Below are 26,110 nucleotides of genomic sequence, written 5' to 3' on the forward strand. Positions count from 1 at the left end.
TTTTGGCAAGGATTGGGCCTGGCCCTTCGCTGCGTTTGCCGGAATGCCGCATTTGATGCATATTGCATCACGACGCGGCAAAACGGAACCGTTCTCGGGCCGGCGCGTCACACCATCACACCAACCAGAAGAGTCTGCAAGTGCAAGCCTATCCACTTACCCTCTATCGAACAGCCTGGCGCTGGCTGACCGCCTTAGCCGCCCTGCTGTGCATCGCCCTGCCCGCCCATGCGGTCAATCAAGACGATCTGCTGCCGCCGGAAAAGGCCTTCGCCGCCGAAGTGACGCGCAATGGCGACAAACTGGAGCTGACCTTGGACGTCGCCTCCGGATACTACCTTTACCGCGACCGCATCAGCGTCAGCACCGCGCCGGCAGATCTGGCCGGCAAGCCGGCGCTGCCGCAAGGCCAGGAGAAAAGCGACCCTTATTTCGGCAAGCAGGTGATTTATCACGGCAAGCAGCTGATCACCATTCCGCTGAACGCCAACGCGCCGGCAAGCTTCCAGTTGAACGTGCGTCTGCAAGGCTGCGCGGAAGCCGGCGTCTGCTACCCGCCCTACACCCACAAGCTGCAAGTGGGCGGCGCGGCGGCCAACAAGGTCAGCGCCTGGACCCAGGGGGGCGACGCCTCGGGAAAAGCGTCGGCCGGTAACAGCGAGTTGGCCGCCCAGGGTTGGCTGGCCACACTGGGCACCTTTTTGCTGGCGGGCTTGGGCATGGCGTTCACCGCCTGCATGTACCCGCTGCTGCCCATCGTTTCATCGCTGATTGCCGGCCAGGGCGCCACCCTTACCCGCCGCCGCGGTTTCCTGCTGTCCCTGATTTACGTGCAAGGCTTGGCATTGACCTATACCGCCGTCGGCGTGGTGGCCGGCCTCACCGGCTCGCTGCTCACCGTCTGGCTGCAGCAGCCGGCCGTGGTGCTGACCGCCAGCGCCTTGATGGTGGTGTTCGCGCTGTCCATGTTCGACCTGTTCAGCATTCAATTGCCCAGCAGCCTGCAATCCAAGCTGGCCGACACCTCCAATCAGCTGTCCGGCGGCAAGGCGCTGACGGTGTTCCTGATGGGCGCGCTGTCGGCCTTGCTGGTCGGCCCCTGCGTGGCGCCGCCGCTGGCGCTGGCGCTGGGTTATATCGGCAGCACCGGCGACGCGGTGCTGGGCGGCGCGGCGCTGTACGCGATGGCGCTGGGCCTGGGCCTGCCGCTGATCGTGATCGGCACCTTCGGCGGCCATGTGCTGCCCCGCGCCGGCAATTGGATGAAGGCGGTCAAATCGGCCTTCGGCGTGGTGATGCTGGCCGTCGCTATCTGGCTGGCCACGCCCTTCCTGCCGGCCACGTTGGTGATGCTGCTTTGGGCTGGCTTACTGATCGGCAGCGCCGTATTCGCCGGCGCGTTCGACAGCCTGCAAAACGGAGCCAAGGCTAGCGCCCGCCTGGGCAAGGCGCTGGGCTTGCTGCTGTTCCTGCTGGGCGCGGCTCAGCTCGTGGGCTTGCTGTCCGGCGCGGACAATCCGCGCTACCCGCTCAAGCTGATCGCCGCCAGCAACGCGGAAGGCGCGGCCCAGCCGCATGCCGATTTCCAGACGGTGAGCTCCAGCGCCGAGCTGGACGCCAAGCTGGCGGAAGCCAAGGCCGCGGGCAAACCGCTGCTGCTGGACTTCTACGCCGACTGGTGCGTCGCCTGCAAGGAAATGGAGGCCGAAGTCTTCCCGCAAGCGCAGGTAGCCGCCAAGATGAAGCAGTTTGTGCTGTTGCGCGCAGATGTGACCGCCAACAGCGCGGAACATCAGGCCTTGCTCAAGCGCTTCGGCCTGTTCGGCCCGCCGGGCATCATCCTGTTCGATGCCCAATCGGCTGAGCGCAACCGCGTGGTCGGCTTCACGCCTGCGGAAGCATTTGCCGGCGAACTGTCCAAGGTGGCAAACTAGCGCCGCATCGGGCCGGCATAAAGCCGGCCCTTTTCCGACCTTTTGCTTCCGGGACTTTCCATGCCCCTGCCCAACGGCTTTCCCAACCTGAGCATTCTCAGCGCTTTCCGCGTCGCCATCCTGGCCCTGCTGGTGGTGTCCTGCCTGAAAGTGCTGCAACCCTTTCTCGGCGCACTCACCTGGGCCGCCATCATCGCCATCTCGGTCTGGCCGCTGTACGGCAAGCTCAAGCTCAGGCTGCGCGGCCGCCACAAGCTGGCGGCGCTGCTGGTGGTGCTGGGCCTGTCCTGCGCCCTGGCCATCCCCATCGGCCTGATGGCGCTGACGCTGGCCGACACGCTGCCGCACCTGGCCAATCTGGCGCACGACCTCACCAGCTTCCGCCTGCCCGATCCGCCGGCCTGGCTCTCCAATTTCCCGCTGGCGGGAGAAAGCCTGCGCAATCTGTGGCTTAGCACCCAGGCCGACCTGCCCGGCTTCTTCGACAAAGTGCGTCCGGCCGTGCAGAAAGCAGGCCTATGGCTGCTGTCCGGCGGCGCCAACCTGGGACTGAGTTTGCTGGAAATCGTGCTGGCCATCGTGGTGGCGGGCCTGCTGCTGATCAACGGCGATAAATTGTGGGACCTGGTGGAACGCATCGTGGTGCGGCTCGGCGGCGAGACGGCGGGCGACCTACCCGAGGTGATCGCGCGCACCATACGCAGCGTCACCACCGGCGTGGTCGGCACCGCGCTGGCGCAAACCATACTGTGCGTGGTCGGCCTGCTGATCGCCGGCGTGCCAGGCGCGCTGGTGCTGGGCTTTGTCTGCTTCGTGATCGCGGTGGCGCAGATGCCGACGCTGATCGTCTGGCTGCCGGCCGCGCTGTGGGTGTTCTACACCGGCCACACCGGCCTGGCGGTATTCCTGACGGTGTGGGGTTTCCTGCTGATCAACACCATAGACAACTTCCTCAAGCCGCTGCTGATCAGCCAAGGCGCGCAGATGCCGCTGTCGGTGATTTTCCTCGGCGTCATCGGCGGCTTGATCGCCTGGGGCGTGATCGGCCTGTTCATCGGCCCCACGCTGCTGGCGGTGGCGCTGACCATGCTGCGGCATTGGCTGGAACGGGATGAAAACGAGGAAATGGCCTGCGAAGGCGAGCAAGGCTGACTGAAGGGGTGAGAGATAAACCCACCCAGTAGTTACGTGATAATCGGGAACAGCTGGGATGATACGGGAAGAGGATGGATGGTGGTCTGAAAATCTATTTCACGTGTTGCAAAGGGTGGTGAGCGGGTCGGCCCACCACTTTTAGCTGAACATGTCGCCCTGGCGGCTTTCCATTTCCTCACGTCGGACGGCCTTCACGATCTTGTAAATCCACTGCAGGCTGACGCCATACTTGCGCGCCAGGTCGCCGTGGTTGTCTCCGGTGAATTCCTCGAATATCTTCCGGTCCCGCTTTGACAGCCTGACCGACAGCCCCATCGGAAAGTAAATGTTCTGGCCACCCCAGTGTGCCGCCATCCGGTTGGCGATCTCGCTTCCCAATTGCTCACCAATTTCTCGTTCAATGCTGGCTAGCTCCTGCAGAGCCTCGGCAATGTGATCAGCCAGGTCGGTTAGCAACTCCGGACCTTTGCTGCGGGTATGGATGGGCTTCATGCTTCCTCCTTCGCCTTCATGGCGGCTGTCAGGCTTTCCCAGGCGCTCAACATCGGATCGAACGTCTTGCGCGTCATGGCCGTAGTCATCCGCTGGTTGAGTTCGTCACACTGCGCTGCCGTCAGCGGCAATTGCTGCACCTCAGCCGCCAGCTTTAGCACCAGATCAGGCAGTGAGCGCATTGCCCATTTCTTCAACGATTCGATCACCTGTTCCAGTTGGTTGCCGGTCAGCCACTGCATGGCGTCCTGCCCGGTAATCCGCCTCACATAGGCAGCAAGGGCGCTTTCTGCCGGGTTCTTAACCACTCCGATCTGATACAGAAACAGCCACAGCGCGCGTATCTTCTTATGCTGCTCGTCCTGGGCCAGCGGGCGCGACTGAGTGGCTGGCTGCGCTTTGGAACGCACCTTGAAGCCACTGCGCTTCAGGTACTCCAACACCAGGTTCAGCTCTGGAACGGTCAGGTCAGCTGCGGATGCCTTCTTTCCAATCCGCTGGAGAATAGCGCGGTAGCTGTCGTCATCCAGGGCCAGCTCGCGCTTGGCTACGTGGATCAGGCGGATCAATCGCTGTCGGTCTTGAGTCTTTGCGTTCATCGTTGGCTGCTCATCAGTACCCGGCAACCACGCCGGGCAGACCGCGCACATATTTCTATGTGCACGGTTTCGCTTTACGCGGCGGCGTCCTTCAGCGCCTTGGCCGGGGAGAACTTAGGCGCGCGCTTGGCGGCGATCTGGATGGTCTCGCCAGTTTTCGGATTGCGGCCGGTCTTGGCTGCGCGCTGGGTAGTGCCAAACTTGCCGAGGTCAGAGATCGCCAGTTCGCCTCCCGCCCGCACGGTATCCAGTACCGCGGTGGTCAGCGCGTTGAGAATGGCTTCGGCTTGCTTGTTGGTGACATCTGCGTGGGCGGCCAGGTGTTTGATCAGGTCTTGCTTGGTCATGGTTTGCTCCTTGCTGGTGAAAGAAATTGTCAAAACGGCGTAGTGCTTAATCCGCTCGCACATCGTTTATGGCTTCGTCCTCCTCTGCATCTCACACCCCCGCCAGGTCCAGCCGCACCGCTTCGAACTTGCCAGTGCCTTCACTGCGCCGTTCGATGCGGACATAGGCCTTGGAGCACTGCACCCGAACCGATTCGGATAGCGCGCGCATCGCGCGTTGCCACTTCTCGTCCTGGATATCCAGACGCCGCAAGCCCAGCACTCGGCCTGTTGAGATGTTGCCGGCCTTATCGGTCTGGAAGGCGTCGGCAATCAGAGCCTTCACCTCCGGTCGCGCGTCCTCGGTCCATTCGTGGACGCATTCGTCAATCAGCGCCTTGGCCGCCTGCAGGCCCTCGTCAAATGTCAGCGTGTCGGCGATGGCCCGCTGCACACGGGTATTGCCGTCAAAGCTGGTCAAAGTGACATTGCCCTTTTGCCCGCCGACATCGGCCTGGTAGCGCTCGGCCGACAGGCTGACAAATGCCTCAATGTCGGCGAACAAGCCGGCCTTGAACTGCGTTAGCTGGTCCTGCATAGCCAAAGCCTTCTGCAGCGCCTCGGCGACAAACTCGTCGCGGGCGATGTCTATCGGCTTGATGATGTTGATCGGCACCAGCCGGCCCTTTCCGTCCTGCTTGTACCCTTCAGGGATAGCGTTCATTCCTCGCTCCTCAGTCCTACCAATCGTTTCACCTTGGCCAACTCGGCCCGGTTTCTTGCCAGCCATTCCGGCGTCAGCGGCACCTCATCTGCCGCTCGCCAAAATCGTCTGGGCGATAATGTCGGCGGTGGTGGCGGTTCCGGGCCGGGTGTTTCCTGGGTGGGCGTGGCCGGTTCCTCTGTCTCCGTCTCGGCTGGGGCTGCTACTTCTGTCGCAGGTGCTACCTGGCGCTGCTGCAACTCGTCCTGGTAGTCCAGCCAGACGATCTGTCTGGCCTGCTTGCGGTCAGTGCCCATAGCCACCAGCCGTTCCACTTCGTCGGCCAGACGCTGCCGGGTGGCAGCGTCCAGCTCTGGCACGACTGGCTTCAGCATCCCGCCTGGGCCTGCAGCAGCTGGCGTTTGCCGTTGATCATCTGCCGCGCCATCCGGTACAACTGGCGCCACGCCGGACGATTGGCCGGGGCAGACATCACCAGCATTTCCTGCTCCCACGCCGCGGTGTCAAACGCCACGCTGGTATCGATCCGTTCCTCTTGCTCAAACTGCACCGAGTAGATGTCCGCCACCAGCTCCAGGGCGGCCGGGCTGGCGCGAGTGATTTCGATGAAGCTGCGGCCGGCTGCCGAGGCGCGGATGATGTTTTCAGAGGCATACCGGGCAATGCGTTGCAACGAGGCCACTTCGTGATTCAGGTTCATGACTGACTCCTTGAATTGGGAAAGCTGCATTTGAATGACGGGGGTCAATTCCCCATTTCCGTCCAAACAATCCGGCATCCGCCCAGCTCAAACTGCCCCTGGCGGTACGGGCCAAAGTAAGTGTCACGGCCAAAGCTGAAGTAAACGGCCTCGCCCTTTTCAATCATCCGGCGGCAGTTGCCGCAGGTTTGAATGTTGATGGTCGGTCTGCTTGGGGTGCTCAGTTCCACAGACACCACGGTGAAATTGTTCTGGCTCAGCGCCTCTATCGCGCGAACTACCCTCATCGCGCCGGCCATCATTTGGGCGTTGAATGGCGGGCGTCGGGTTTGGATCGTTTCCGTCTTCACGTCACACTCCTTTCACCACGTCAGCGTTGACCAGCGGCGCGCCGATTTCGGCGGCCAGATTCATGCAAGCGGTCAGCATGTTGCCCACCGCCAGCGGGTACAGCAGGGAAACCGTTTCCGGCCGGTCCATGCGCTTGGTGTTGACCGTCAGCCGGGCGCGCAAGGCCTGGATGCCGCTATCGTCTATCACTTCCGCCACCGGCTTGTTCAGCCGCTCCAGCTTGAACTTCAGGTACTCATCCAGGCGCGCGCCTTCCAGCGGCGCCAGTTCCACCATCTCGCAGCGCTGCACCACCTCACGCACGGCGGCATCGCGTTCGGACAGCTTTACCTTCAGCTCCGGCTGGCCAATCAAGATGATGGACAGCAGCTTCTTGAAACCCAGCTCCAGCTCGAAAAAGCGCTTCAAATGCTTAAGGGTGGCGATGGGCAGCGCATGGGCTTCGTCAATCACCAGGCAGTGGCGATAGCCGGCGGCGTGGCTTTCCTTCAAGGCCTTGTGCAACTGGGCAAACCGGGCTTCCGGGCTGCTTTTCAGCTTCTCCAGCGGCGCCACCGCCGACATGATGGCTTCGCCTATGTGGGTGGACTTCAGCGTCTTGCCCTTCTTGTCGTTGTCTTCCATGGCCAGCACATAAGGCTTGATCAGCATGATGGGCTGGTTGTCGCGCAGGATGCGGTCTTCCAGGTCGCGCAGCAGCGTGGTCTTGCCCGCGCCGGACTCAGCCACCACCGCCAGCAGGCCGCCGTGTTTGGCCGTTTGCAGCATGGCTTCCCGCACGTAGCGGATGTCCGGGCTGATGAACATGTCCTCGTTGGACTGAATGGCGTCATCTGCAAACGGGTCGCGGAACAAGCTGAAATGTTTGCGGGTGGCGGGCAACAAGGTCTGTTTGCGTAGTAACATGGTTTCCTCCTGGTTGGATTCCTGGTCGGTTTTCGTCTGGGGGACCGAGCGGGCCGCGTTGGCGCGCGGCTCGCTCACCTCTTCAAATGCGCCTTCGATGTCCCCATCGCCGGCGCCATGCGTCTGCAGATAGCGACGGATGCTCTCCTGCAGCTCGGTTTCATCCAGGCTCTTGGGCCATTCGCCGTGATTGACGATTTGGGCCACCGTGGCCTGGGATACATTCAAGTGCTCAGCCAGGTCAGCCTGCTTACGGCCCACCTTTTGCAGCACGCTCTTCAGCTTCAACATGACTTGCTCCTCTATGCCGACTTCACCACGCGAAGCGGCGATTTCGCGCCCGCAGCCGGGCTGGTCAGCTCGGCCACAATGGCGGCGAGCTGGTCTTCGGGTACGCCGGCCGGGTAACGCTGGGCCAGCCATTGGAAACGGTCTTGCGTCCATTCGCCTCCCGCAGCGGTTACGCTTTGTTTCAGCTGTTTGGCGGCTTCGATCAAGGTCAAAGGCGCATATTCGATAGCTGGCGCTGCCAGCGCATGCTCTGTGCCGCGCCGCGGCAAGTAGCTTGGCAATTCAATGTCCTGTAGGTAGGAGTGCGCCTTGAGCCCACCCTCGAAAGGCGTCACGCGCTTAGCCCGCGCCGCCTCTGCCTCCGCGGTGGACAAACCCGGATAGGCCTGCTCATCCATCGAGCTGGCGGCATGCTCTATCACGGTTTGCGGCATGGACTGGTACGCTTCGCCGATCACTGGAGCCGACAACAGCTGGCCATAGGCGTCATAACCACGCTCCGGCTCCACCTGGTAGACGCGGTCGGCGCCGTTGTAGACAGGCACCGCCACCTGGATGGCGCAGTCTCCGAACACCATGGCGTTGACGCGCACCTCGTCGCCCACGTTGACCCCATCCAAGCCGCGCAGGCTATAGGCTGCGGTGCGTTCGGCCTGCGGATGCTTGAACGAAATGGTCAGGTCCGGGCGCACCTTGCGGGACTCCTCCTTGGCCGTCATGAACGCTTTGCACACCTCCACTGGGGGCAGCAACAGCAGCTGTTGCGGCTGGATCAGCTGCCAAAGATCAATGCGCGCAATCGCGTCAACCAAGCCGGTGCGGCGCAGCCGGCTGTCTTGGCCGGGAATCAGGTTGGCATTCCAGGCCCGGCTCCAGGTCATGGCAGCGTGGTTCAGCTGTTCGATGCTCGTCACCGGTTCAAAGCGCAGCCGGCTTTCGAACTGGGTTTCGACGATGTTGTTGGCGCCTTCCACGCCACCCTTGACGCGGGCTTGGCCGGCTTGGTGCTCCAGCGTTTCCACGCCCAGGGCGCGGCACAGGTTCTTGATGGCGGCCGAGGTGTTGGCGCTGCCCTTGTCCCACAACAGGAAGCGCGGCAGGCCCTGGAATAGCCGGCCCGGCTGCTCGCCCCAGGCGAACATCAGGAACTCGAACAGCTTGTGCTGGTTCTCGCCGGCCGATTCGCAGTACCAGGGCACGATCACGCCGCTGGCCTTGTCGTACAGCACGTAGCGCCACACCTTGAACTTCACCTTGGCGAAGTTCTCCAGCTTGTTCTTGTAGAAATCCCGGTCGCGCATGATGTGCTGACGGCCCTTCAAGTAGTACACCAGGCACAACGACGGATCGATTTCGTGGGTGTGGTTGGGGTGCGGCGCCCGCAGCGCTTGCACTGGGTCCGCGCAGCGCTGGGCGGCTACATTCAGCTTGCGGTCGCGGATCAGGCGGTTCAGCTGGCTGTTGCTCACCTTCAGTTCAATGCCGTTTTGTTCCAGCATGCCGCGCGCAGTGGTGGTGAACAGCGTCTGCTTGCCGTTGTCGCGAATGGCCTCGCGCTGCACCGCGCCCAGCATCACCAGGGCGCCCTCAGCCACCACAGTGCTGCCTTTGTCAGCGCGCGGCTTGCGGCCGGACTGCCACCCCACCGCCTGCTTCAACTGGCGGTAAACCGTCTGCGGCGACCAGCCCAGGAATACCGCCGCCTCCTGCACCAGCGTGGTTTGCTCGCCGTGCCGCGCCGCGTCCAGCTTGCCTGCCAAGCCGCGCAAAACCTCGCGCACTTCCGGTGTCATGGACATAGCCGCCTCCCTTACGCCTCGCTGCCTTCGGTCAGGACATTCCGCCGTGCGTCGTCAATATCGGCGGCGAAACGGCGTCCAAGCTCATCGCGCAACTCGGCTGCCAGCATGGCGGTGCGGGTGACGGCGTCGTCTAGGTGCAGCAGCACCGCACGCACCTCCGGCGGCAGCGGCGCCGGCATTTCCGGGTCATAGTCGGGGGCCTGGGTGATTTCCGCGGTCAGCCAGGCATCCAGCGCTTTTACAGCTTCCAGGTGCTTGGCGATGGCGGCATCCAGCACCGATTGCCGCTGGGTGATTTCCTGCTGGAACGGGGCCACGCGCTTGTCCCAAGGGAGCGTCTTCAAGGGGTTGGAGAGCTTGGCCACTTCTTCGGTCAACTGGTCTATCTTGCTGCTCTTGTCCTGCAGCACCCGCGACCGCGCCTCCAGATTCGCTTCGGCTTCCTCTGCGCGCGCGGCCAGCGCCTCTTTCTCCTTGGCGTGCTTGGCGATGATTTCCTCGGCCAGCTCCACAAACGACTCTTTGTCGCCGGCTTTGGCCACTTCGATCAGCGCGGTCTTCTGGTCCTCCGGCAGCTTGCGGAATTGGCGCAGTTCGCGATAGCCGATGCCCATGCGGGACATGCTTTCCAGGGCTTCCTCGCCGAAGGCGCGGAGATTGGAAATATCTCGGTCAACTTGATCAACTGATCGTCCAAGTAAGCTGCAAAACTCCTCCCAAGTTCCTTTCAAAGACTCCGCACCGGTGCGGAGTTTCATACCTTCAACTTGGCGATAAAGCTTGTTTTCCTTGACGTAGGCCAGTTTGGAAATCCGCACCGTGCGGGAAAAGTCCTCGAATGCTCCGGCCAGTTGGGCTTGCCCAAGCAGCTGATTTACCAGGTCACGCTCTTCGCCATAGCTCGCTTGAGCAATGGCCATCACGTTCGCGGCGTCTACCGCATCCTGGCGCAGCTCAACGGCTGGGGCGATTACTGGGGCTTCGGTGGTTTTGGTGCGTGCCATGAAGGAAACTCCTCTTATCGTTCAAACGTGATGCGGGTGGTTAATTCATCCAGGCGGCTGCGGGCGGCTTCCAGACTGCGCAGGATCGCCACCGCGTGCTGGGCCAGCTTGACCGAGGGACGGATGCGACCGGTTTCCGGGATGCGCTCGGCAAAGCCGGCTTCCTCCAGCGTGGCCACGTAACGAGTGATGTTGGACGGTGACAAATCGGTGGCTTTTGCCAGCTCGCTCGGCGTCAGACCGTGGGCGAAGTGGCCTAGCAGTACCGTCAGAACTTCCAGCACTTTGGCGGCGCTGGAGGTGGTTTGGGTAGTGGCGCTCATGGGTTTAGCTCCAGCTCGGGTTGCAAGTGCTGTTCAACATTGCGGTGGTGCCAGGCTAGGCCTTCAAGGCCTTGCCGGATGGCAGCTAGCGTGTCCGCCTCCTGGCCTTTGCCCGCATGGAATTGCAGTAGTAGTCCGACGGCGTCGTTCAAAGTCTGCTGCAGCACCTGGATATCCTCGGCCGAGGCATTGCGGCCTGTGGGCATGTCGATCAACAGGTAACCGCCGCTGGCAGCCAGCCAGCGGGTGGCATAATTGATGCCGCATACCGCTTCGTAGGCGCGGACCAAGCAGAGCGGCATGCGGCCGTTTTGAATCCACTTGTAGAGGGTCCAGTGGTCGGCCAGGCCCATCTGCTCGGCGATCCGCTCCACAGACAGGTTGTGCTTGTCCTTGGCGTAGTCCTTGCACAGCTCTAGGGCATGGCGCAGCGAGCTGGGCTGCAGGCGTTTCCAGTTGCGGCGGCTCATTGGAATGCTCCCCAGAACAGGCGCTCCAAACAAAATGCCGTTTTGCAGCTGGTGCAACGGGTTTGCGCCGCATAGCATTCACAGCGGATAATCCACAAAAGGGAGCAAGCCATGACGACGGACCTGGAAACCCGGCTGCAGGCGCAGATCACTGCGCAGAATCTTATGATTGAGGCGCTGCTGGATGCCGCCATCCGGACGGGCCAACTGGACCCGCGGGCGCTGGTGGATAGGCTGGAGAAGTTCGTCTCCGCGCCCAAGGCCAGTGTTGCCAACCCTGGCGAGATTGCGGCGGTAATCGTTGAAGTGGATGCGTGGGCAGACATGATCAGCGACCGTTATTTAGAGGTTAAGGTCAGTTCACCGGAGCGTAGCTTGCGGTAAGCCTGCTGCAGGCTGATTCCCAGGCACGGAGACAGGTTCTCCAGCTCGGCGCGCTGGGCAGCAGTCAACTGCATTCGCTGGCGTAATACGGATTGCGCACGCTGCACAGACAGAGCGCTCGGTAGAAACAACGTGTCGCTAGCGGCGGGTGGGTTCGAATCAGTCAGTTGTGACTTGATCATGGCGGGCCTCATGCAGCAACGCGGCGACGGGACTGAGCCAAGGCATTGGCCGGGTCGGTGCAGATTTCACCGGCCTTAATGCCAAGCTTGACCGCGATTTCATGAGCCTGGCCGCGCACGCACTTTTTGCGGCCGCCCAAAACTTCAAACACCAGGTTCGGGGAAAATTTGTTAGCGATAGCCCATTGGGTGATCGAAATCCCTTTCGCTTGCAGCTCTTCGCGAGCTTGAGCCGGGGTACGTAGTTGCATGGTTAGCTCCTATTCAAGGGGCAGCGGCGCTTGGGAGAGTGCCGCTTAAGTTGCCGTCCGTGGTGGGATGGTGTGAGTAGATTATTGCTCATTATTTTGAGCACATCAAGCACTAAAAGGTCATTTTTATGAGCAACTCTGGGAAGCGCTTGGCGGCAGAAATAGAGCGACTCGGTGGAGTCTCACCCGTAGCAAGGTTGCTTGGGGCTGTACGCAACACGATTTACAACTGGGTTGAGAAGGGAAACATTCCCCTGAACAAACTAGAGGAGCTAGGCATGGCGGGGGCTGATGTAGTGTTCATCCTCACGGGCCAGCGCCAGAGTCAAGGGATAGATGGTTCTGCCGTTCAGCAGGCTGTACTGGATGCTGTTGACCTGCTGTCTTTGGAAAAGAAAGTGGACGCCAACCAGTTGGCCAAAGCCGTCACTAAACTAGCCCTTAGGTCAGTGCCAGTTAGTACTGTTCCATGCGATGATCATGCCGTAGGCATTGCCTCGCCACAGCCCACGCAGCAGACTTCAAAGTACTCGGTTGACTTTGGAAACTCCCAGATTGGTCAGGTGGTACAAGGTGGCATGACCGGCGGAGTCAATCTTGTAGATAACCGCCGTGAGCCCAAGCAATCTGGGAGGAAAAAGTAAGCGACGCAGTTCTGTTGTACTTGGCCGTGCTTAACAGTAATGAACCATAAGCCAAAACAAAATGAGCGATACGAATAAGCCAGACCCTCAGGTAAAAATTGATGGCCAGATCGACAACGTCCACATTGGGGATGCCGAACACCACCACTACACAGAAGGTCGACGACTGACCGAGCCAGAAATTAGGGAGTTGAAGCTAAAGGTCCGCAGGCTTTCGGATACAACTAAAATTGACGAGGTGGAGTACTGGGCCGAGCTGAAAACTATTTTAGGCAAGGGACTGCGGGAGCTTTGCCTAGAACAAAAAGCTGCCGCACATAAGATTTTGGACCTCCTGCTGGAGATCTCCGATTTCAGCAAAGATCTGAACAGACTCCCTCAGTCAAGCCAAGAGCAGGCCAGCGCAATTACAGAAATGCTAGTGCAAAATAGCGATCTCGCTGCCAAGTTAACTAACTTGCAACGCACTAATGACGATCTAAAAAAGCAGCGCCAGCAACTGCAAGATAACGCACAGCAGCTGCAAAGCAAAAACAGCAATCTATCCCAACAAGTCGATGAACTGACCCGATCTCTCAAGCATGCTCAATCTCATCGTATATCAACACATTGCACCTCCTGCGCTACTACCAAAATAGAACTGTCAGATGCCAAAAATGCGATGCGCCTCTGGATTAGTGGCGCCTTTCTCATGGCGGTGGGTGCTGGGGTGTTCGGCATGCTCTACAAGCAGGCTCATGCAGAAACTGTCGCGATTGGAGCAAGAATCCAAAACTGCGAGTACAACGGCCAGCCATATCGATTAGGCAGCATTATCGACAATCCTCAGGCACCGGACATCCAATGCGTGGCCGGCAATGCCGGACAGGCCGCTTTCTGGCAGAAAATTCATATTGGTCAAAAAAGAAAATCACGACTGCACTGAGCCAAGGACTAACGATGAAAAATGTACTTTTCGCACTGCTCGTCGCACTTTCAATATCAGCTTGTGGCGGAGAATCCCCCACGCCTCCCAAGGATGTCAAAGATATTGATTCCAAAATCACGAAAGTTGACCAAGCAAAAGTAGATGGAAAATCTGTGATGAGGGTGACCATGAAGCTTAATGGGCTCTCAGCATCGGCAGACGTTTTCTCTGCGGGGTCAGAGATGTTGAACATCTCTAAAGAGATCGTAAAGTACTTCCCAAAGCAAGCCGGCGACGAGGTCCATTTTGTTCTCGTGGCGGATCTTGTAGATAAATATGGAAATAAAAGTGAGGCCGGAGTTCTTGAAATTCCCTATGCAACCAATGAGCTAAAGAAAATCAACTTTGAATCAAGTAGCTTCACTGGATGGAATTTATTAAACCTCAGCCAGGAGGTAACTCTGCTTCACCCCGTTGGCAGAGAGTTTATTCGAGAATTTTGCAAAGATGAGAGCAACGCCAAGTACGCAGACACCTTCTGCACGAACACTATCAATTTGTAGCGGGTCGCTGGAAAATAACTAATGCCAGCACATCCTTAAACTGCATTAAAAGTCCCTCCGAACATGCCACCCCACAATGGGTGGCATGTTTCATTTTGACAGGAGGGAATCATGCCCAGCCGCAAGATCGAAGACCTTCACCCGGACTTGCAGCCGCTATGCCGCGAGTTTTTGCGGCGCTGCCAGGCCGCCGGCCTCGACATCCTCATCACCTGCACCTGGCGCTCGCCTGCCGAGCAGGACCAGCTCTACGCCCAAGGCCGTAACGGCAAGCCTGGCGCGCGCGTCACCAATGCCAAGGGCGGCCAGTCCGAACATAACGCGATGATCAACGGCCAGCCGGCTGCCCGCGCCTTCGATATCGTGCCGCTGGTGAGTGGCAAACCGGTATGGGATGACAAGCACCCCGCCTGGCAGACGGCCGGCAAGATCGGCATGGAATTAGGCCTGAACTGGTATGGCCGGCCGGACGCGCCGTTCCGCGAGTTCCCGCACTTCGCCCTGCCGCGGGGGTATCAATGAAGCTCGCCGATCTGTTTACCAACCCCGCCACCGGCAGGCTCAGCCACAGCAAGCTGTGGGCCAATGTGGCCTGCGCCGCCGCCACTTGCATGTTCGTGTACCAAGGCATGGCCGGCACGCTGACCGCCGAGGTCTGGCTGATCTACCTGGGCGTGGTGGGCGGTTATTCCGCCGCGCGCAGCTGGATTGCCGCCAAGCGCGGCAGCAAGGAGACCGGCCATGTTTGAGCGCCTGCTGCAGCTGCTGATGTGCTGGTTGGCCTGGCCGTCGCCATCCCGCCAAAGCCGAGCCGGCTATCCCGTTCCTCGTACCAGCAAGTCCGGCGTCGCGGCGATTCAGCGCGCAGCGCGCCATGCCCGCAACCGCAGAAGGAGCCGGCATGTTTAATCCAGCCCTTTCATTGCTGCCCGGCGCATGGCGCTTGGCGCTCGCCGCCCTGGCTCTGGGCACGTCCGTGTATTCCGGCTACCACTTTGGCGCAAGCCAAAGCTCGCAGACCTATGAGACGCGCTTGGCCAAGCAGGAAGCCAGCCATGCCGAAACCTTGCGCCTGGCGGCAGACCAGCGCCTGCAGGAGCAAGTCAGTTCCCAGCAGGAGCAGGCGCGGCTGTCCGACCTGGCGCATCAGGTTGGCTGGCAGCTATTGCAAACCCAGGGCCAACTGGCGCGCAGCCAGGCCCAACTCAAGGAAAGGATCGCCGATGCGACTCGCCATGATGGCCAGGCTTGGACTGGCCTTGGCCCTGACAGCCTGCGGCTCTATCGCACCGCCCTCGGCTATCCCAAACGTGATCCGGGTCTGCCCTCAGCCGACGCCGGAGATGCTGTTGAAGCCAGCCAAGCCGGCGCCGCCGAGCGCGGGCTACCGCCCGCAGACCTACTGAACCACGCCGCCGACTACGGCCGCTGGTGCCAAGAGCTGGAAAGCCAGCTGGACAGTTTCATCCAACTGCACCAGGAGGCCGATCATGGATGAGTTTGACCGCGCCCAAGAGCTGGAAGCGCTGTACCTGACGGCATCGCTGGCGGCCCAGGCCGCCGCCAGCCGGCCGCTGGGCGCCAGCCTGTCGCAGTGCGACGATTGCGGCGAGACCATCCCGCAAGCGCGCCGCCTGGCCGCGCCTGGTTGCACCCGCTGCGTGGACTGCCAGGACTGGGCGGAACAGCGCAAGCGAGGCAGCCTATGACCATTCAGATGGAGCTGGGCATGTTGGTGACGCTGATCTTGGCTTTTCTGGGCTTCCTGTTTGGTGCGGGCAAGGTGCTGCTGGCGCAGATTGACCAGCGGCAAAGCGAGCGGGACGCCAAGCAGGAAGAGCAGATCAAGACCTTGCTGGCCCAGATCGCCAAGGAAGCCGAAAGCGTGCATCGCCTGGAGCGGGACTTCCTGAAGTTCCAGGCTGATCTGCCGCTTGCCTATGTCCGCCGTGAAGACTATGTCCGCAACCAAACCGTGATTGAGGCCAAGCTGGATGCGGTGGCGCTCAAGATCGAAAACATCCAATTGAAAGGTGCGCAACGATGATGGATCAAGCCAAGGTGCGCCGCGAAAGCCTGCGCTGGTATCTGCTGCTGGCGCTGTACAACGCGCGGCCGGAGGAAGTGTGCGAGGACGTGATCCAGATGACCATGCGCTCCATCTACCCGGATGTGACGCCGCTGGAAGTCCGCAAGGAACTGGACTACTTGGCAGACCGTGTACTGGTGAAGCTGCGCAAGGAACCCAGCGGTCGCTGGTGGGGCGACCTGACCCGCTATGGCGTGGACATCGCCGAGTACACCATAGACTGCGAGCCTGGCATCGCCCGGCCGGCGCAATACTGGGGACAGTAGCATGGCCCGACGCAACAGCGTGGAGCAGCTGCCGCAGGCCGTGCGCGACTGGCTGGACAAGGCCTTGATGGACGGCAACTTCAGCGGCTATCAGCTGCTGGAAGGCGCATTGCGCGACAAGGGCTTCGCCATCAGCAAATCGGCCATCCACCGCTACGGCCAAAAGATCGAACGCCGCTTCGCCGCCATCAAGGCATCCACCGAGGCCGCCCGCCTGCTGACCGAAGGCGCGGCCGACGACCAGGACGCCCGTTCCGAGGCGGTGATTGCCCTGGTGCAAACCGAGCTGTTCGAAAGCATCGTCAACCTGCAGGAAGCCGGCGACGAAGACCTGGACCCGGCCGAGCGCATCGGCCTGCTATCCAGCGCGGCCAAGAATATCGCCACCCTGGCCCGCGCTAGCGTCAACCAGAAGAAATTCCGCCTGGACGAGCAGGCCCGCATCGAACGCGAAGCCCGCGCCAAGCTGCTGGCCGAGCAAGAGGAAAAGCTGGAAGAACTGCGCGGCGCCGATGGCATGAGCGAGCAGATGGAGGCCCGCATCCGCCGCATCCTGTTGGGTAAAGCGTAATGGACAAGCCAACGCTCAAGCCGCTGGGCGCGCCGCGCAAGATCGACCTGGCCGAAGAGCTGGAGCTGGCCGGCGTGGTGGTGCCGCAGGATGTGGCGGACGCCATCCCGGCCGAGCAGCCGGTGTTCCTGCCGTACCAGCAACGCTGGTTCGAGGACGAGGCCCAGATCATGTTCGCGGAAAAGAGCCGCCGCACCGGCCTGACCTGGGCCGAGGCCGGCCGCAACGTGGTGAAAGCCGCCCGGCCGCGTCGCCGCCAGGGCTGCAATACCTTCTATGTGGGCAGCAAGAAGGAAATGGCGCTGGAGTACATCGCCGCCTGCGCGCTGTTCGCCAAGGCCTTCAACGAGCTGGCCCAGGCCGATGTCTACGAGCAAAGCTTCTGGGACGAAGGCAAACAGGAGGAAATCCTCGCCTATATGATCCGCTTCCCCAATAGCGGCTTCAAAATCCAGGCGCTGTCCAGCCGGCCGTCCAACCTGCGCGGCCTGCAGGGCGATGTGGTGATCGACGAGGCGGCCTTCCATGACTCGCTGGAAGAGCTGCTGAAAGCCGCGCTGGCGCTGACCATGTGGGGCAACAAGGTGCGGCTGATCAGCACCCACAACGGCGTCGAAAACCTGTTCAACCAGTACATCCAGGAAGCGCGCGAAGGCCGCAAGGACTACAGCATCCACCGCATCACCCTGGATGACGCCATCGCCGATGGCCTGTACCAGCGCATCTGCTACGTGACCGGCCAGACCTGGTCGCCGGAGGCGGAAAAGAAATGGCGCGACGACCTATACCGCAACGCGCCGAATATGGAGTCAGCCGACGAAGAGTATGGCTGCATCCCCAAGCACAGCGGCGGGGCCTGGCTGTCCAGGGCGCTGATCGAATCCCGGATGTCGGCCGAAACGCCGGTATTGCGCTATGCCTGCCCGAATGGCTTCGAACTGTTGTCCGATCACGTCCGCCATGCAGAATGCAGCGACTGGCTGGCGGCCAAGCTGGCGCCGCTGCTGGCTGCGCTGCCCGCCGACGCCATCAGCTTCAACGGCGAGGATTTTGGCCGCACGGGCGACCTGTCCGTGCATGTGCCGTTGATCCAGCAGCAGAACCTGGTGCGCCGGGTGCCATTCATTCTGGAACTGCGCAATGTGCCGTTCCGCCAACAAGAGCAGATCGCCTTCTACCTGATGGACCGCTTGCCGCGCTTCATGGGCGGTGCCTTCGATGCCCGCGGCAACGGCCACTCCTTGGCCGAGTTCGCCATGCAGCGCTACGGCGCCAGCCGCATTCAGCAGGTGATGCTGACCGAGAGCTGGTACCGCGAGCACATGCCGCCGCTGAAGGCTGCGCTGGAAGATGGCGACCTGGTGGACTTGCCCAAGGACGCCGACATCCTGGCCGACCTGCGCGCGGTCCAGGTGATCAAAGGCGTGCCGCGCATCCCGGATGCACGCACCACTGGCGAAGACCAGGGCAAGCGCCACGGCGATGCGGCGGTAGCCATCGCTTTGGCTTACTACGCCAGCCGCGAACTCAACAAAGGCCCGGTGGCCGTGAAATCCCGCCGCCGCCGCGCCGCCACTCGCATCACACAGGGGTACGCATGAAAGCAAAAGGCATGTGGGTCAGCCCCACCGAGTTCGTCCAGTTTGGCGAGCCGCGCCAGTCGCTATCCAGCCAAATCGCCACCCGCTCCAGGAGCATAGATTTCTATGGCCTGGGCATGTACCTGCCCAACCCGGACCCGGTGCTGAAGGCCCTGGGCAAAGACATCAAGGTCTACCGCGAGCTGCGCGCCGACGCTCACATCGGCGGCTGCATCCGGCGTCGCAAGGCGGCGGTGAAGGCGCTGGAATGGGGACTGGACCGCGGCGCATCCAAAAGCCGGGTGGCCAAGTCGATCACCGACATCTTCAACGACCTCAACCTGTCACGCATCATCGGCGAGATGCTGGACGCCATGCTTTACGGCTACCAGCCGATGGAGATCATGTGGGGCAAGGTGGGCAGCTACCTGGTGCCGGTGGACATCGTGGGCAAGCCGGCCGATTGGTTTGTCTACAACGAAGACAACCAGCTGCGCCTGCGCACCAAGCAAGCCCCGCTGAAGGGCGAGGAGCTGCCCGAGCGCAAGTTCCTGGTACCGCGCCAGGATGCCAGCTACGACAACCCCTACGGGTTCGCCGATCTGTCCATGTGCTTCTGGCCCACCACCTTCAAGAAAGGCGGCCTCAAGTTCTGGGTGCAGTTCACCGAGAAGTACGGTTCGCCCTGGTTGGTCGGCAAGCATCCGCGTTCGGCCAGCACACAGGAGACCGACCAGTTGCTGGACAGCCTGGAGGCCATGGTCCAGGACGCGGTGGCGGTGATCCCGGACGACTCCAGCGTGGAAATCAAAGAGGCGGCCAACGGCGCCAACAATGCCGACGTCTACGAGCGGCTGCTGCACTTCTGCCGCTCTGAGGTCTCCATCGCGCTGCTGGGCCAGAACCAGACCACCGAAGCCAGCTCCAATCGCGCCTCGGCCCAGGCCGGGCTGGAGGTGACACGCGACATCCGCGACGGCGACAAAGAGGTGATCGAGGAGGCGCTGAACCAGCTGGTGCGCTGGGTCTGCGAGCTGAACTTCAACGGCGGCGACCGCCCGCGGTTCGAGATGTGGGAACAGGAGCAGGTAGACGAAGTCCAGGCCGGCCGCGACGAGAAGCTGACCCGCGCCGGCGCCCAGCTTACACCTGACTATTTCAAACGCGCCTACAACCTGCAGGACGGCGACCTGGTGGAAACCGCCAAGCCAGATACCACCGCCAGCGCCGAGTTTGCCGAAGCCGACGAAGAGGCACCGGACCAGGACGCGCTAGACGCGGTGCTGGATGCGCTGCCCGCTGACGAGCTGCAGGCGGACGCCGCCGCCATGCTGCAACCGCTGTTCGACCGCATCCAGGATGGCGCGCAGCCAGACGAACTGCTGGGCAGCCTGGCCGAGCTATACCCAAACATGGACGCCAGCGGCCTGCAGGAACGGCTGGCTCGCGCCATCTTCACCGCAAAGGTCTGGGGGCGCCTGCATGGCTAGGGTCGATCTCGCCTACTGCATGAGCCTGCCGCCGGGAAAGGCCATCCAGTACCTGAAGAACAAGGGCTACGCCATTACCTGGGACTGGGAGGAGCTGTGGCAAGACGCCCAGGCCCAGGCGTTCACGGTGGCCAAGGTGACGCGGCTGGATATCCTGCAGGATATCCGTGATGCCGTAGAGAAGGCGCTGGCCGAAGGCAAGACCTTTGCCTGGTTCAAGAAAGAGCTGACGCCGGTCCTCAAAGCCAAGGGCTGGTGGGGCAAGCAGGAAGTGCTGGACGAAGACACTGGCGAAGTGCGCGAGGTGCAGCTGGGCAGCCCCAGGCGGCTGGAGACCATCTACCGCACCAACCTGCAGACCGCGTACATGGCGGGCCGTTGGCAGACCCAGATGGAAAACGTGGGCGACCGGCCGTTCTGGCGCTATGTGGCGATTCTGGACGGCCGCACCCGCCCCAGCCACCGGGCGATGAACGGCCGCGTATTCCGCTACGACGACCCGTTCTGGGAAGCGTTTTACCCGCCGAACGGCTGGGGTTGCCGCTGCAGGGTGACAACGCTCTCAGCCGACGATCTGCAAGCACGCGGCATCCAGCGTGAGTCCTCGGCCGGCCGGCTGGGCACCGCCATGCGGACGGTGTCCGAACGAAGCGGCGAACAGCGCGAGGTGGCCACCTTCCGCACCATTGACCCGGTCACCCGGCGCGAAATCAGCGTTTCGCCGGACGTGGGCTGGAGCTACAACCCCGGCGCGGCCGGTTGGGTGCCGGACCTGGCGCGCTATACCGGAGACTTGGCCAAGCTGGCCAACAAGGAGCTAAGAGCATGAGCGACTTCGTCAGCATCACCATCCAGGACGACCAGGTGCAACGCGTGCTGCGCCGGCTGGAGACGTCGGTGGCCGATATGACGCCGGCCATGCGCGCCATCGCGGCCTCGCTGGCGTTCATCACAGAGGAAAACTTCGAGGCCGAGGGCCGGCCGAGCTGGACGCCCAGCCAGCGCGCCAGCCGGGACGGCGGCGTGACGCTGCAAGACCGCGGCCAGTTGGCGGCCTCGGTGGTCACCGACCACGACCCTCACTCCTCGGTCATCGGCAGCAATCTGCCTTATGCGCGCATCCAGCACTTGGGCGGCCAGGCTGGCCGCAACGAGGCGGTGGAGCTGGAACCGCGGCCGTATCTGCCGATGACCGAGGACGGCGAGCTGCAGCCAGAGGCCGGCGAGGCTGTCATCGGCGCCGTGATGCGCCACCTGCAGCATGCGGCGGCTGGCTGACCGTCTTACACACGCATGTTGCGCATCTCCGGGAACGAGGACTTGGGGCATAGGGCTCCGCTCGAACTCAGGAAACAAACATGAAGACCTATGTGACTGTACTGGCTGTGGTTGTGGTGCTGGCGTGGCTGACCGGGTGGCGCTGGCTGAGCGTTTTGGCCGTAACGATGTGGTTTGGGCTGTTTGTAATGGTGCCGGCTTAAGTCAAACCTCCCCTGCGGTGTAATAGCCACAGGGGAGGTTTTTTATTTTCCTGCGCCTGATGATGGCCCACAGCTGGCGCAGTGAAGGTGTAAAGCTTTATAAAGGCTTTACTGATTGGAGATGAGGCCCACTGGTTCCCTGCGAGTGAGGTCAACCACGATAGCGCTTAACGACTAAGGAGGTGATCCATCATGAGCAAGACAAGCAAGGTCATTGTCGAGGTAAAAACAGAACGACAGATGATTATGTATTCAGAGCTTTGGGATGCTAGTTATTGTGTATTGGAACTAGCACGGCAGAGCCCAGAAGACTCTTCGTGGCAATTTCTCTCATCAATATTGTTGACGGCCTTTACCTTTGAGGCCTATCAGAATCATATAGGACCGAGTCTATTCGCTCATTGGGGCCACCTTGATCGACTTCGACCACTTGACAAGTTTGACCTGATCATTGACCGGCTAGAGATTAATGTTCCAAATGCAAAGAGCGGCCGTCCTTGGCAAACGTTGCGTGATCTATTTGCATTCCGAAACACAATTGCTCATGGCCGATCCAAGGATCTCAAAAAGGTCGAACAAAAGACTGCAGCCACTTACCAGTACAGGGAAGCCTTTGATCGGTTACTGGATGATTGGGAGTCACGCATCCAAAATGATGTGTTTGCGGTGCGCTGCCGTGAAGATGTCGAAGTTGTGCTTCGCATCATTCATGAAAAGTTGCCAGGGAAGCAGGAGGAATTATTCACGCTTGGGCTGGGTTCTCACTCGGCGACTGTCCTACCTCAAGCTCCGCGTTGACTCATTCGAGACCCGACGAAAACTTTAAAGCCGATTAAACGTCCCTCCCGCTGACGCCGTTCACCATGACGGCATGAACGCGACCCAACCCCTGCACGTATTCAAATCCGGCCGCCAGACAGCGATGTCTGGCGACGTGTTGGACTTCTCCGAGTCCGATCTCGCGGCCAGTGCCCGCGCCTACGATCCGGCCCTGCATGAGGCGCCCATCGTGATCGGCCATCCCAAACACGACGCGCCGGCTTATGGCTGGGTAAAGTCTCTCGCCGCCCGCGACATTGGCCTACTGGCCGAGCCGCGTCAGGTGGACCCGGCCTTCGCCGAACTGGTGGAGGCCGGCCGCTACAAAAAAATCTCCGCCTCCTTCTACCGTCCCGACTCGCCGAACAACCCGGTGCCCGGCGTCTACTACTTGCGCCATGTCGGCTTCCTAGGCGCGCAGCCGCCAGCCGTAAAGGGGCTGCGCCCAGTGGAGTTCGGCGAGGCCGACGACGACGTAGTCGAGTTCGGCGATTGGGGCGACGTCCAGAACGCCAGCCTCTGGCGCCGCATGCGCGAGTGGCTGATCAGCCAGTTCGGACTCGATGCCGCCGACAAGGTCATTCCCGACTATGCCGTGGCCAACCTGGAGGACGACGCCCGCCAGGATGATTCCTCTTCCTTTGCCGATCCATCCCAACCCAAGGAGACCTCTGAAGTGACCCCTGAACAGCAAGCCGCCCTGGAGGCGGAAAACGCCAGGCTGAAGCAGCAACTGGCGACGGCCGCGGCCGAGAAGAAGGCAACGGCCGCCGCTGCGCGCCACGACGAACATCTTGCCTATGCCGAGCAGTTGATCGGCGAAGGCAAGCTGGCGCCCAAGCACAAGGACGCCGTAGTGGCTTTTCTGGACTTTGCGGACGGCGAGGCCTCCGTCGAGTTCGGCGAGGGCGATGCCAAGCAGCCGCTGGCCCGCGCCTTCAAGGGCTTCCTGGGCGACATGCCGAAAGTGATCGATTTCAGCGAGGCCGCTACCAAGGACAAGGCCAATCAGTGGGAGCAGGACGGCTCGCTGGAGTTCGGCGAGCGCGCCGATCCGGAACGGCTGCAGCTGCACAACCGGGCCACCGCCCTGGCTGCAGAGAAGGGCATCCCCTACGAGCAGGCCGTGCGCCAGCTGCTGAAATCCCGTCCCAACTGAATAAGGAGCCGCCATGAGCGACCGTTTGCAGAAACTCCGGGTAGTCGACCCGGTACTGACCAGCCTGGCGCGCGGCTATCGCAACGCGCAATACATCGGCGAGAACCTGTTCCCGATTGCGCCGCTGGACAAGGAGGCCGGCATCATCCCGCTGTTCGGCAAGGAAGCCTTTCTGCTGTGGGAAACCGAGCGCGCCATCCGCGGCCGCACCAATGTGATGATCGCCGACGACCCGGAGACCCTGGACGTGGTGCTGCGCGAGCATGATCTGGCCTACCCGGTGGACCATCGCGAGCAAGCCGAATCGATGTTCAACGAAGAAGTCAAAGCCGCCAGGCGGGTCAAGGACGCCATCGACCTGCGGCGCGAAGTGGCCGCCGCCTTCCTGGCGCAAAACCCCAAGACCTATCTGCCCGGCGCCAAGGTGGCGCTGTCCGGCAGCAGCAAGTGGGCAAACGGCGGCGGCGACCCGGTCAAGGAGGTGGAAGATGGTAAAGAGGTGGTGCGTCAGCGCACCGGCATGCGCCCCAACACCGCCGTCATCGGCGCATCCGCCTACGCCACGCTGAAGTTCCATCCCAAGCTGGCCAACGCCCTGGGCTCCCAGGAGCGCAAGTTGATCACGATTGAACACCTGAAGGCGCTGTGGGGACTGGAAGACATTTTCATCGGCGAAGCGCTGGCATCGGACGGCCGCAGCGCGACGGGTGATATCTGGGGCGACAACGTGGTGCTGGCCTATGTGGCCAAGCCGGCCGCCGGCACCGATGGCGATGCCGACATCCCATCCTTCGGCTACACCCTGCGCAAGCGCAACATGCCGGAAACCGACAAGTACGATGGCGAAGGCGGCAAGGTGCGCTATGTGCGTCATACCGACATTTACAAGCTGGTGGTGGTCGGCGCCGATGCCGGCTACCTGATTAGCGATGTGGCGTGAGGAGGATGTATGCCGATCTATCGCATTGCAGGCATGGCGGTGAAACACGATGGCCAACTGCTGGAGGAAGGCCAAACCATCGAGCTGGACGAACCGCAGTTGTCTCCCTGGCTGGTGGAGGTGAAAACCACCCAGGCCAGTGAGCAGCAGGCCGACAGCAAAACTGACCAGCAGACCGACACCGAAAGCGAAGACTCGCCGCCGGCAGGCGACACCGCCAAAACGGGCAAGAAAGGAGAAGGCAAGTGAAAGGACAAAACGTCGTTTTGACCCTGTCGGTGCTGGCCGCAGCTGATCTGCAGGCGCGCCGCTTTGTCGGCCTGGACGGCAAGACCTGCGGCGACGGCGCCAAGGCCTTGGGCGTGGTCGAGGTGGACACCGGGGCCGACAACATGGTGCCGGCCAACGTGCTGGGGGCCATCCTGGTGGAGGCCGGCGGCGCCATTGCGGCCGGCGCGGATGTGCAGTCGAACGCCTCCGGGCAAGCGGTGGTCAAGGCGGCCGGCCTGGCCAACGGCATCGCCCTGGACGCCTCCACTGCGGCCGGCGACGTGATCCGCATCCTGCGGGGCATCTGACATGCGCTATTGCACCCTGGCCGACCTGCAACTGGCCATCCCGCAGGCGACGCTGGTTCAGCTCAGCAATGACGCTCCCAGCGATTTCCGCGCCGCGCCGGAATTAAACCTGGCCGTGGTGGAGGAAGCGGTGCGCCAGGCCGAGGAGCTGGTGGACGCGCACCTGCGCGGCCGCTACGTGCTGCCGCTGGCCACGGTGCCGTCCGTGATCAAGGACAACACTGTCAACCTGGCGCGGCACTGGCTGTATGCGCGGCGGCCGGAGGGGAACGAGCTGCCGGACGCCGTCACTCGCACCTACAAGGCCGCACTGCAGATCCTGGAGTCCATCCGCGACGGCAAGCTGACCATCGGCCTGCCAACCGGAGAAGCCGCTCCGGAGCCGGGCGAGGTCAAGGTCCGGGCGCGGCGCCAGCTGTTCAGCGCCTCCATGCTGGAGCGCTACCGCTGATGGCCGCCACCATTGAGATCATCGACGCCCTGGCGGCGCGGCTGCAAGCCAGGCTTCCCAGCCTGGCCGTCGAGTACTTCCCGGAGCGGCCGGCCGAATATCGGCTCAATCACCCGGCCGGCGCGCTGCTGGTCAGCTACCTGGGCAGCCAGTTCGCCGCGCCGGTAGATGCCGGCATCGTGGCCCAGCCGCGCACCGTCAAACTGTCGGTGACGGTTGTGCTGCGGCAGTTAAACGGCCGCACGGGCGCAGTGGCGGTGCTGGACGATGTCCGCCGCGCGCTGGTGGGTTACCGGCTGCCGGATTGCCGCAAGCTGCAGGCCGCAGGCGAGCGCTTCCTGGGGCAAACCGCCGGCCTGTGGCAATACGCCGTCGACTTCACCGCGCTGGCGATGCAAGTCGAGGAGGACGACACCGCCGACTCGCCCGTCCTAAGCCAAGTCAATCATGAGGAGCAAGCATGAAGTATCTGTATAGCGGCCCGGTGAGCGGGGTCACGCTGGCCGATGGCCAGGAAATCATGTTGTATCCCGGCAAGGAAGTGGACATGCCGGCCGAGCACGAATACACCCAGACGCTGCTGGCGCTGCAATACCTGGTTCCGGTTCAGGAACCGGCCAAGGCCAAGGGCGGGCGCGCGACGGGCGATGAGGCTTCGGCCGAGAAAGGAGCTTGATC

General features: G+C 61.9%; 40 protein-coding genes, 1 other RNA gene and 1 pseudogene. 28 read left to right on the forward strand and 14 right to left on the reverse strand.

Annotated elements, in window-relative coordinates; all coding sequences use genetic code 11:
• Positions 1 to 140 precede the first annotated feature (140 nt).
• A complete protein-coding gene (locus NKT35_RS20715) occupies positions 141 to 1,934 on the forward strand; it encodes a protein-disulfide reductase DsbD (protein WP_254296764.1) in 1,794 nt (597 codons plus the stop codon).
• A gap of 60 nt (positions 1,935 to 1,994) precedes the next feature.
• On the forward strand, positions 1,995 to 3,086 hold the full coding sequence (locus tag NKT35_RS20720) for an AI-2E family transporter (protein ID WP_254296767.1): 1,092 nt from the start codon (positions 1,995 to 1,997) through the stop codon (positions 3,084 to 3,086).
• 141 nt (positions 3,087 to 3,227) lie between these two features.
• On the opposite strand, the gene NKT35_RS20725 is transcribed toward NKT35_RS20720, so the two are convergent.
• The 13 genes from NKT35_RS20725 to NKT35_RS20785 all read right to left on the reverse strand — a co-directional run bounded on the left by NKT35_RS20725 (position 3,228) and on the right by NKT35_RS20785 (position 11,077).
• Positions 3,228 to 3,581, reverse strand: a complete 354-nt coding sequence (locus NKT35_RS20725; protein WP_254296771.1) for a Mor transcription activator family protein — start codon at positions 3,579 to 3,581, stop codon at positions 3,228 to 3,230.
• Complete coding sequence (locus tag NKT35_RS20730; protein WP_254296774.1) at positions 3,578 to 4,180, reverse strand: gp16 family protein; 603 nt, start codon at positions 4,178 to 4,180, stop codon at positions 3,578 to 3,580. The genes NKT35_RS20725 and NKT35_RS20730 overlap by 4 nt, the downstream gene beginning before the upstream one ends.
• Positions 4,181 to 4,255, reverse strand: an RNA gene (locus NKT35_RS20735) — hammerhead ribozyme type II.
• Positions 4,255 to 4,527 (reverse strand): HU family DNA-binding protein, encoded by a 273-nt coding sequence (locus NKT35_RS20740; protein ID WP_254296777.1) that lies wholly within the window; start codon positions 4,525 to 4,527, stop codon positions 4,255 to 4,257. Before NKT35_RS20740 ends, NKT35_RS20735 begins: the two co-directional genes overlap by 1 nt.
• A gap of 91 nt (positions 4,528 to 4,618) precedes the next feature.
• Positions 4,619 to 5,230 carry a DUF3164 family protein gene (locus NKT35_RS20745; protein WP_254296781.1) on the reverse strand — a complete coding sequence of 204 codons (612 nt, stop codon included), beginning with the start codon at positions 5,228 to 5,230 and terminating at the stop codon, positions 4,619 to 4,621.
• Positions 5,227 to 5,604, reverse strand: a complete 378-nt coding sequence (locus tag NKT35_RS20750) for a hypothetical protein (protein WP_254296784.1) — start codon at positions 5,602 to 5,604, stop codon at positions 5,227 to 5,229. Before NKT35_RS20750 ends, NKT35_RS20745 begins: the two co-directional genes overlap by 4 nt.
• Entirely contained in the window at positions 5,598 to 5,930 is a 333-nt protein-coding gene (locus NKT35_RS20755; RefSeq protein ID WP_254296789.1) for a hypothetical protein, read from the reverse strand. Before NKT35_RS20755 ends, NKT35_RS20750 begins: the two co-directional genes overlap by 7 nt.
• A gap of 44 nt (positions 5,931 to 5,974) precedes the next feature.
• The gene (locus tag NKT35_RS20760) at positions 5,975 to 6,280 is read right to left on the reverse strand and encodes an HI_1482 family protein (RefSeq protein ID WP_254296794.1); all 306 of its coding nucleotides are present in this window, start codon (positions 6,278 to 6,280) and stop codon (positions 5,975 to 5,977) included.
• A gap of 1 nt (position 6,281) precedes the next feature.
• Entirely contained in the window at positions 6,282 to 7,478 is a 1,197-nt protein-coding gene (locus NKT35_RS20765) for an ExeA family protein (RefSeq protein ID WP_254296797.1), read from the reverse strand.
• An 11-nt stretch (positions 7,479 to 7,489) separates the two neighbouring features.
• Positions 7,490 to 9,277 (reverse strand): integrase, encoded by a 1,788-nt coding sequence (locus tag NKT35_RS20770; protein WP_254296802.1) that lies wholly within the window; start codon positions 9,275 to 9,277, stop codon positions 7,490 to 7,492.
• Positions 9,278 to 9,288: 11 nt separating this feature from the next.
• Positions 9,289 to 10,284 (reverse strand): hypothetical protein, encoded by a 996-nt coding sequence (locus NKT35_RS20775; protein ID WP_254296812.1) that lies wholly within the window; start codon positions 10,282 to 10,284, stop codon positions 9,289 to 9,291.
• A gap of 14 nt (positions 10,285 to 10,298) precedes the next feature.
• On the reverse strand, positions 10,299 to 10,607 hold the full coding sequence (locus tag NKT35_RS20780) for a helix-turn-helix domain-containing protein (protein ID WP_254296822.1): 309 nt from the start codon (positions 10,605 to 10,607) through the stop codon (positions 10,299 to 10,301).
• Positions 10,604 to 11,077: a hypothetical protein gene (locus NKT35_RS20785; RefSeq protein WP_254296830.1), complete on the reverse strand. Its 474-nt coding sequence runs from the start codon at positions 11,075 to 11,077 to the stop codon at positions 10,604 to 10,606. Before NKT35_RS20785 ends, NKT35_RS20780 begins: the two co-directional genes overlap by 4 nt.
• A 111-nt stretch (positions 11,078 to 11,188) precedes the next feature.
• On the opposite strand from NKT35_RS20785, the gene NKT35_RS20790 reads away from it, so the two are divergent.
• Positions 11,189 to 11,461: a hypothetical protein gene (locus NKT35_RS20790; protein WP_254296836.1), complete on the forward strand. Its 273-nt coding sequence runs from the start codon at positions 11,189 to 11,191 to the stop codon at positions 11,459 to 11,461.
• 190 nt (positions 11,462 to 11,651) lie between these two features.
• Here NKT35_RS20790 and NKT35_RS20795 read toward each other — a convergent pair whose 3' ends face one another.
• Positions 11,652 to 11,894, reverse strand: a complete 243-nt coding sequence (locus NKT35_RS20795; RefSeq protein WP_254296842.1) for a DNA-binding protein — start codon at positions 11,892 to 11,894, stop codon at positions 11,652 to 11,654.
• A 128-nt stretch (positions 11,895 to 12,022) separates the two neighbouring features.
• Here NKT35_RS20795 and NKT35_RS24245 point away from each other — a divergent pair.
• From NKT35_RS24245 to NKT35_RS20910, 25 genes and pseudogenes are all read left to right on the forward strand, one after another.
• Positions 12,023 to 12,163 (forward strand): annotated as a pseudogene (locus NKT35_RS24245) (carph-isopro domain-containing protein); the annotation flags it as partial.
• A gap of 9 nt (positions 12,164 to 12,172) precedes the next feature.
• Entirely contained in the window at positions 12,173 to 12,538 is a 366-nt protein-coding gene (locus NKT35_RS20800) for a hypothetical protein (protein WP_254296847.1), read from the forward strand.
• Positions 12,539 to 12,599: 61 nt separating this feature from the next.
• Positions 12,600 to 13,463, forward strand: a complete 864-nt coding sequence (locus NKT35_RS20805; RefSeq protein ID WP_254296851.1) for a coiled-coil domain-containing protein — start codon at positions 12,600 to 12,602, stop codon at positions 13,461 to 13,463.
• A 14-nt stretch (positions 13,464 to 13,477) separates the two neighbouring features.
• Positions 13,478 to 14,008: a hypothetical protein gene (locus NKT35_RS20810; protein ID WP_254296853.1), complete on the forward strand. Its 531-nt coding sequence runs from the start codon at positions 13,478 to 13,480 to the stop codon at positions 14,006 to 14,008.
• Positions 14,009 to 14,119: 111 nt separating this feature from the next.
• Positions 14,120 to 14,530, forward strand: a complete 411-nt coding sequence (locus tag NKT35_RS20815; RefSeq protein WP_254296855.1) for a M15 family metallopeptidase — start codon at positions 14,120 to 14,122, stop codon at positions 14,528 to 14,530.
• Positions 14,527 to 14,757 (forward strand): DUF2644 domain-containing protein, encoded by a 231-nt coding sequence (locus NKT35_RS20820; protein ID WP_254296858.1) that lies wholly within the window; start codon positions 14,527 to 14,529, stop codon positions 14,755 to 14,757. Before NKT35_RS20815 ends, NKT35_RS20820 begins: the two co-directional genes overlap by 4 nt.
• On the forward strand, positions 14,750 to 14,917 hold the full coding sequence (locus NKT35_RS20825) for a hypothetical protein (protein WP_254296861.1): 168 nt from the start codon (positions 14,750 to 14,752) through the stop codon (positions 14,915 to 14,917). The genes NKT35_RS20820 and NKT35_RS20825 overlap by 8 nt, the downstream gene beginning before the upstream one ends.
• Positions 14,910 to 15,506 carry a hypothetical protein gene (locus NKT35_RS20830; protein WP_254296864.1) on the forward strand — a complete coding sequence of 199 codons (597 nt, stop codon included), beginning with the start codon at positions 14,910 to 14,912 and terminating at the stop codon, positions 15,504 to 15,506. The genes NKT35_RS20825 and NKT35_RS20830 overlap by 8 nt, the downstream gene beginning before the upstream one ends.
• Entirely contained in the window at positions 15,499 to 15,717 is a 219-nt protein-coding gene (locus NKT35_RS20835; protein ID WP_254296867.1) for a TraR/DksA family transcriptional regulator, read from the forward strand. The genes NKT35_RS20830 and NKT35_RS20835 overlap by 8 nt, the downstream gene beginning before the upstream one ends.
• Complete coding sequence (locus NKT35_RS20840; RefSeq protein WP_254296870.1) at positions 15,714 to 16,055, forward strand: hypothetical protein; 342 nt, start codon at positions 15,714 to 15,716, stop codon at positions 16,053 to 16,055. Before NKT35_RS20835 ends, NKT35_RS20840 begins: the two co-directional genes overlap by 4 nt.
• Positions 16,052 to 16,363: a hypothetical protein gene (locus NKT35_RS20845; RefSeq protein ID WP_254296872.1), complete on the forward strand. Its 312-nt coding sequence runs from the start codon at positions 16,052 to 16,054 to the stop codon at positions 16,361 to 16,363. Before NKT35_RS20840 ends, NKT35_RS20845 begins: the two co-directional genes overlap by 4 nt.
• 1 nt (position 16,364) lies before the next feature.
• On the forward strand, positions 16,365 to 16,934 hold the full coding sequence (locus tag NKT35_RS20850) for a DUF3486 family protein (protein ID WP_254296874.1): 570 nt from the start codon (positions 16,365 to 16,367) through the stop codon (positions 16,932 to 16,934).
• Positions 16,934 to 18,535 (forward strand): hypothetical protein, encoded by a 1,602-nt coding sequence (locus NKT35_RS20855; protein ID WP_254296876.1) that lies wholly within the window; start codon positions 16,934 to 16,936, stop codon positions 18,533 to 18,535. Before NKT35_RS20850 ends, NKT35_RS20855 begins: the two co-directional genes overlap by 1 nt.
• Positions 18,532 to 20,004, forward strand: a complete 1,473-nt coding sequence (locus NKT35_RS20860) for a DUF935 domain-containing protein (RefSeq protein ID WP_254296878.1) — start codon at positions 18,532 to 18,534, stop codon at positions 20,002 to 20,004. The genes NKT35_RS20855 and NKT35_RS20860 overlap by 4 nt, the downstream gene beginning before the upstream one ends.
• Entirely contained in the window at positions 19,997 to 20,833 is an 837-nt protein-coding gene (locus NKT35_RS20865) for a phage head morphogenesis protein (RefSeq protein ID WP_254296880.1), read from the forward strand. The genes NKT35_RS20860 and NKT35_RS20865 overlap by 8 nt, the downstream gene beginning before the upstream one ends.
• A complete protein-coding gene (locus tag NKT35_RS20870; RefSeq protein ID WP_254296881.1) occupies positions 20,830 to 21,282 on the forward strand; it encodes a phage virion morphogenesis protein in 453 nt (150 codons plus the stop codon). The genes NKT35_RS20865 and NKT35_RS20870 overlap by 4 nt, the downstream gene beginning before the upstream one ends.
• Positions 21,283 to 21,362: 80 nt before the next feature.
• Positions 21,363 to 21,485 (forward strand): hypothetical protein, encoded by a 123-nt coding sequence (locus NKT35_RS24075; protein ID WP_256493415.1) that lies wholly within the window; start codon positions 21,363 to 21,365, stop codon positions 21,483 to 21,485.
• A gap of 192 nt (positions 21,486 to 21,677) precedes the next feature.
• Positions 21,678 to 22,283 carry a hypothetical protein gene (locus NKT35_RS20875; protein ID WP_254296883.1) on the forward strand — a complete coding sequence of 202 codons (606 nt, stop codon included), beginning with the start codon at positions 21,678 to 21,680 and terminating at the stop codon, positions 22,281 to 22,283.
• A gap of 73 nt (positions 22,284 to 22,356) precedes the next feature.
• A complete protein-coding gene (locus NKT35_RS20880; protein WP_254296885.1) occupies positions 22,357 to 23,463 on the forward strand; it encodes a phage protease in 1,107 nt (368 codons plus the stop codon).
• A 13-nt stretch (positions 23,464 to 23,476) separates the two neighbouring features.
• Positions 23,477 to 24,403 (forward strand): hypothetical protein, encoded by a 927-nt coding sequence (locus tag NKT35_RS20885; protein WP_254296887.1) that lies wholly within the window; start codon positions 23,477 to 23,479, stop codon positions 24,401 to 24,403.
• A gap of 9 nt (positions 24,404 to 24,412) precedes the next feature.
• A complete protein-coding gene (locus NKT35_RS20890) occupies positions 24,413 to 24,652 on the forward strand; it encodes a hypothetical protein (RefSeq protein WP_254296889.1) in 240 nt (79 codons plus the stop codon).
• Positions 24,649 to 24,981 (forward strand): capsid cement protein, encoded by a 333-nt coding sequence (locus tag NKT35_RS20895; protein ID WP_254296890.1) that lies wholly within the window; start codon positions 24,649 to 24,651, stop codon positions 24,979 to 24,981. The genes NKT35_RS20890 and NKT35_RS20895 overlap by 4 nt, the downstream gene beginning before the upstream one ends.
• 1 nt (position 24,982) lies before the next feature.
• Positions 24,983 to 25,432 carry a gp436 family protein gene (locus tag NKT35_RS20900; RefSeq protein WP_254296892.1) on the forward strand — a complete coding sequence of 150 codons (450 nt, stop codon included), beginning with the start codon at positions 24,983 to 24,985 and terminating at the stop codon, positions 25,430 to 25,432.
• Complete coding sequence (locus NKT35_RS20905) at positions 25,432 to 25,896, forward strand: Gp37 family protein (protein WP_254296894.1); 465 nt, start codon at positions 25,432 to 25,434, stop codon at positions 25,894 to 25,896. Before NKT35_RS20900 ends, NKT35_RS20905 begins: the two co-directional genes overlap by 1 nt.
• Positions 25,893 to 26,108, forward strand: coding sequence for a hypothetical protein (locus NKT35_RS20910; RefSeq protein WP_254296896.1), 216 nt, complete (start codon positions 25,893 to 25,895; stop codon positions 26,106 to 26,108). Before NKT35_RS20905 ends, NKT35_RS20910 begins: the two co-directional genes overlap by 4 nt.
• Positions 26,109 to 26,110 lie beyond the last annotated feature (2 nt).

It is taken from the genome of Chromobacterium sp. IIBBL 290-4, assembly GCF_024207115.1.
Classification (GTDB): Bacteria; Pseudomonadota; Gammaproteobacteria; order Burkholderiales; family Chromobacteriaceae; genus Chromobacterium.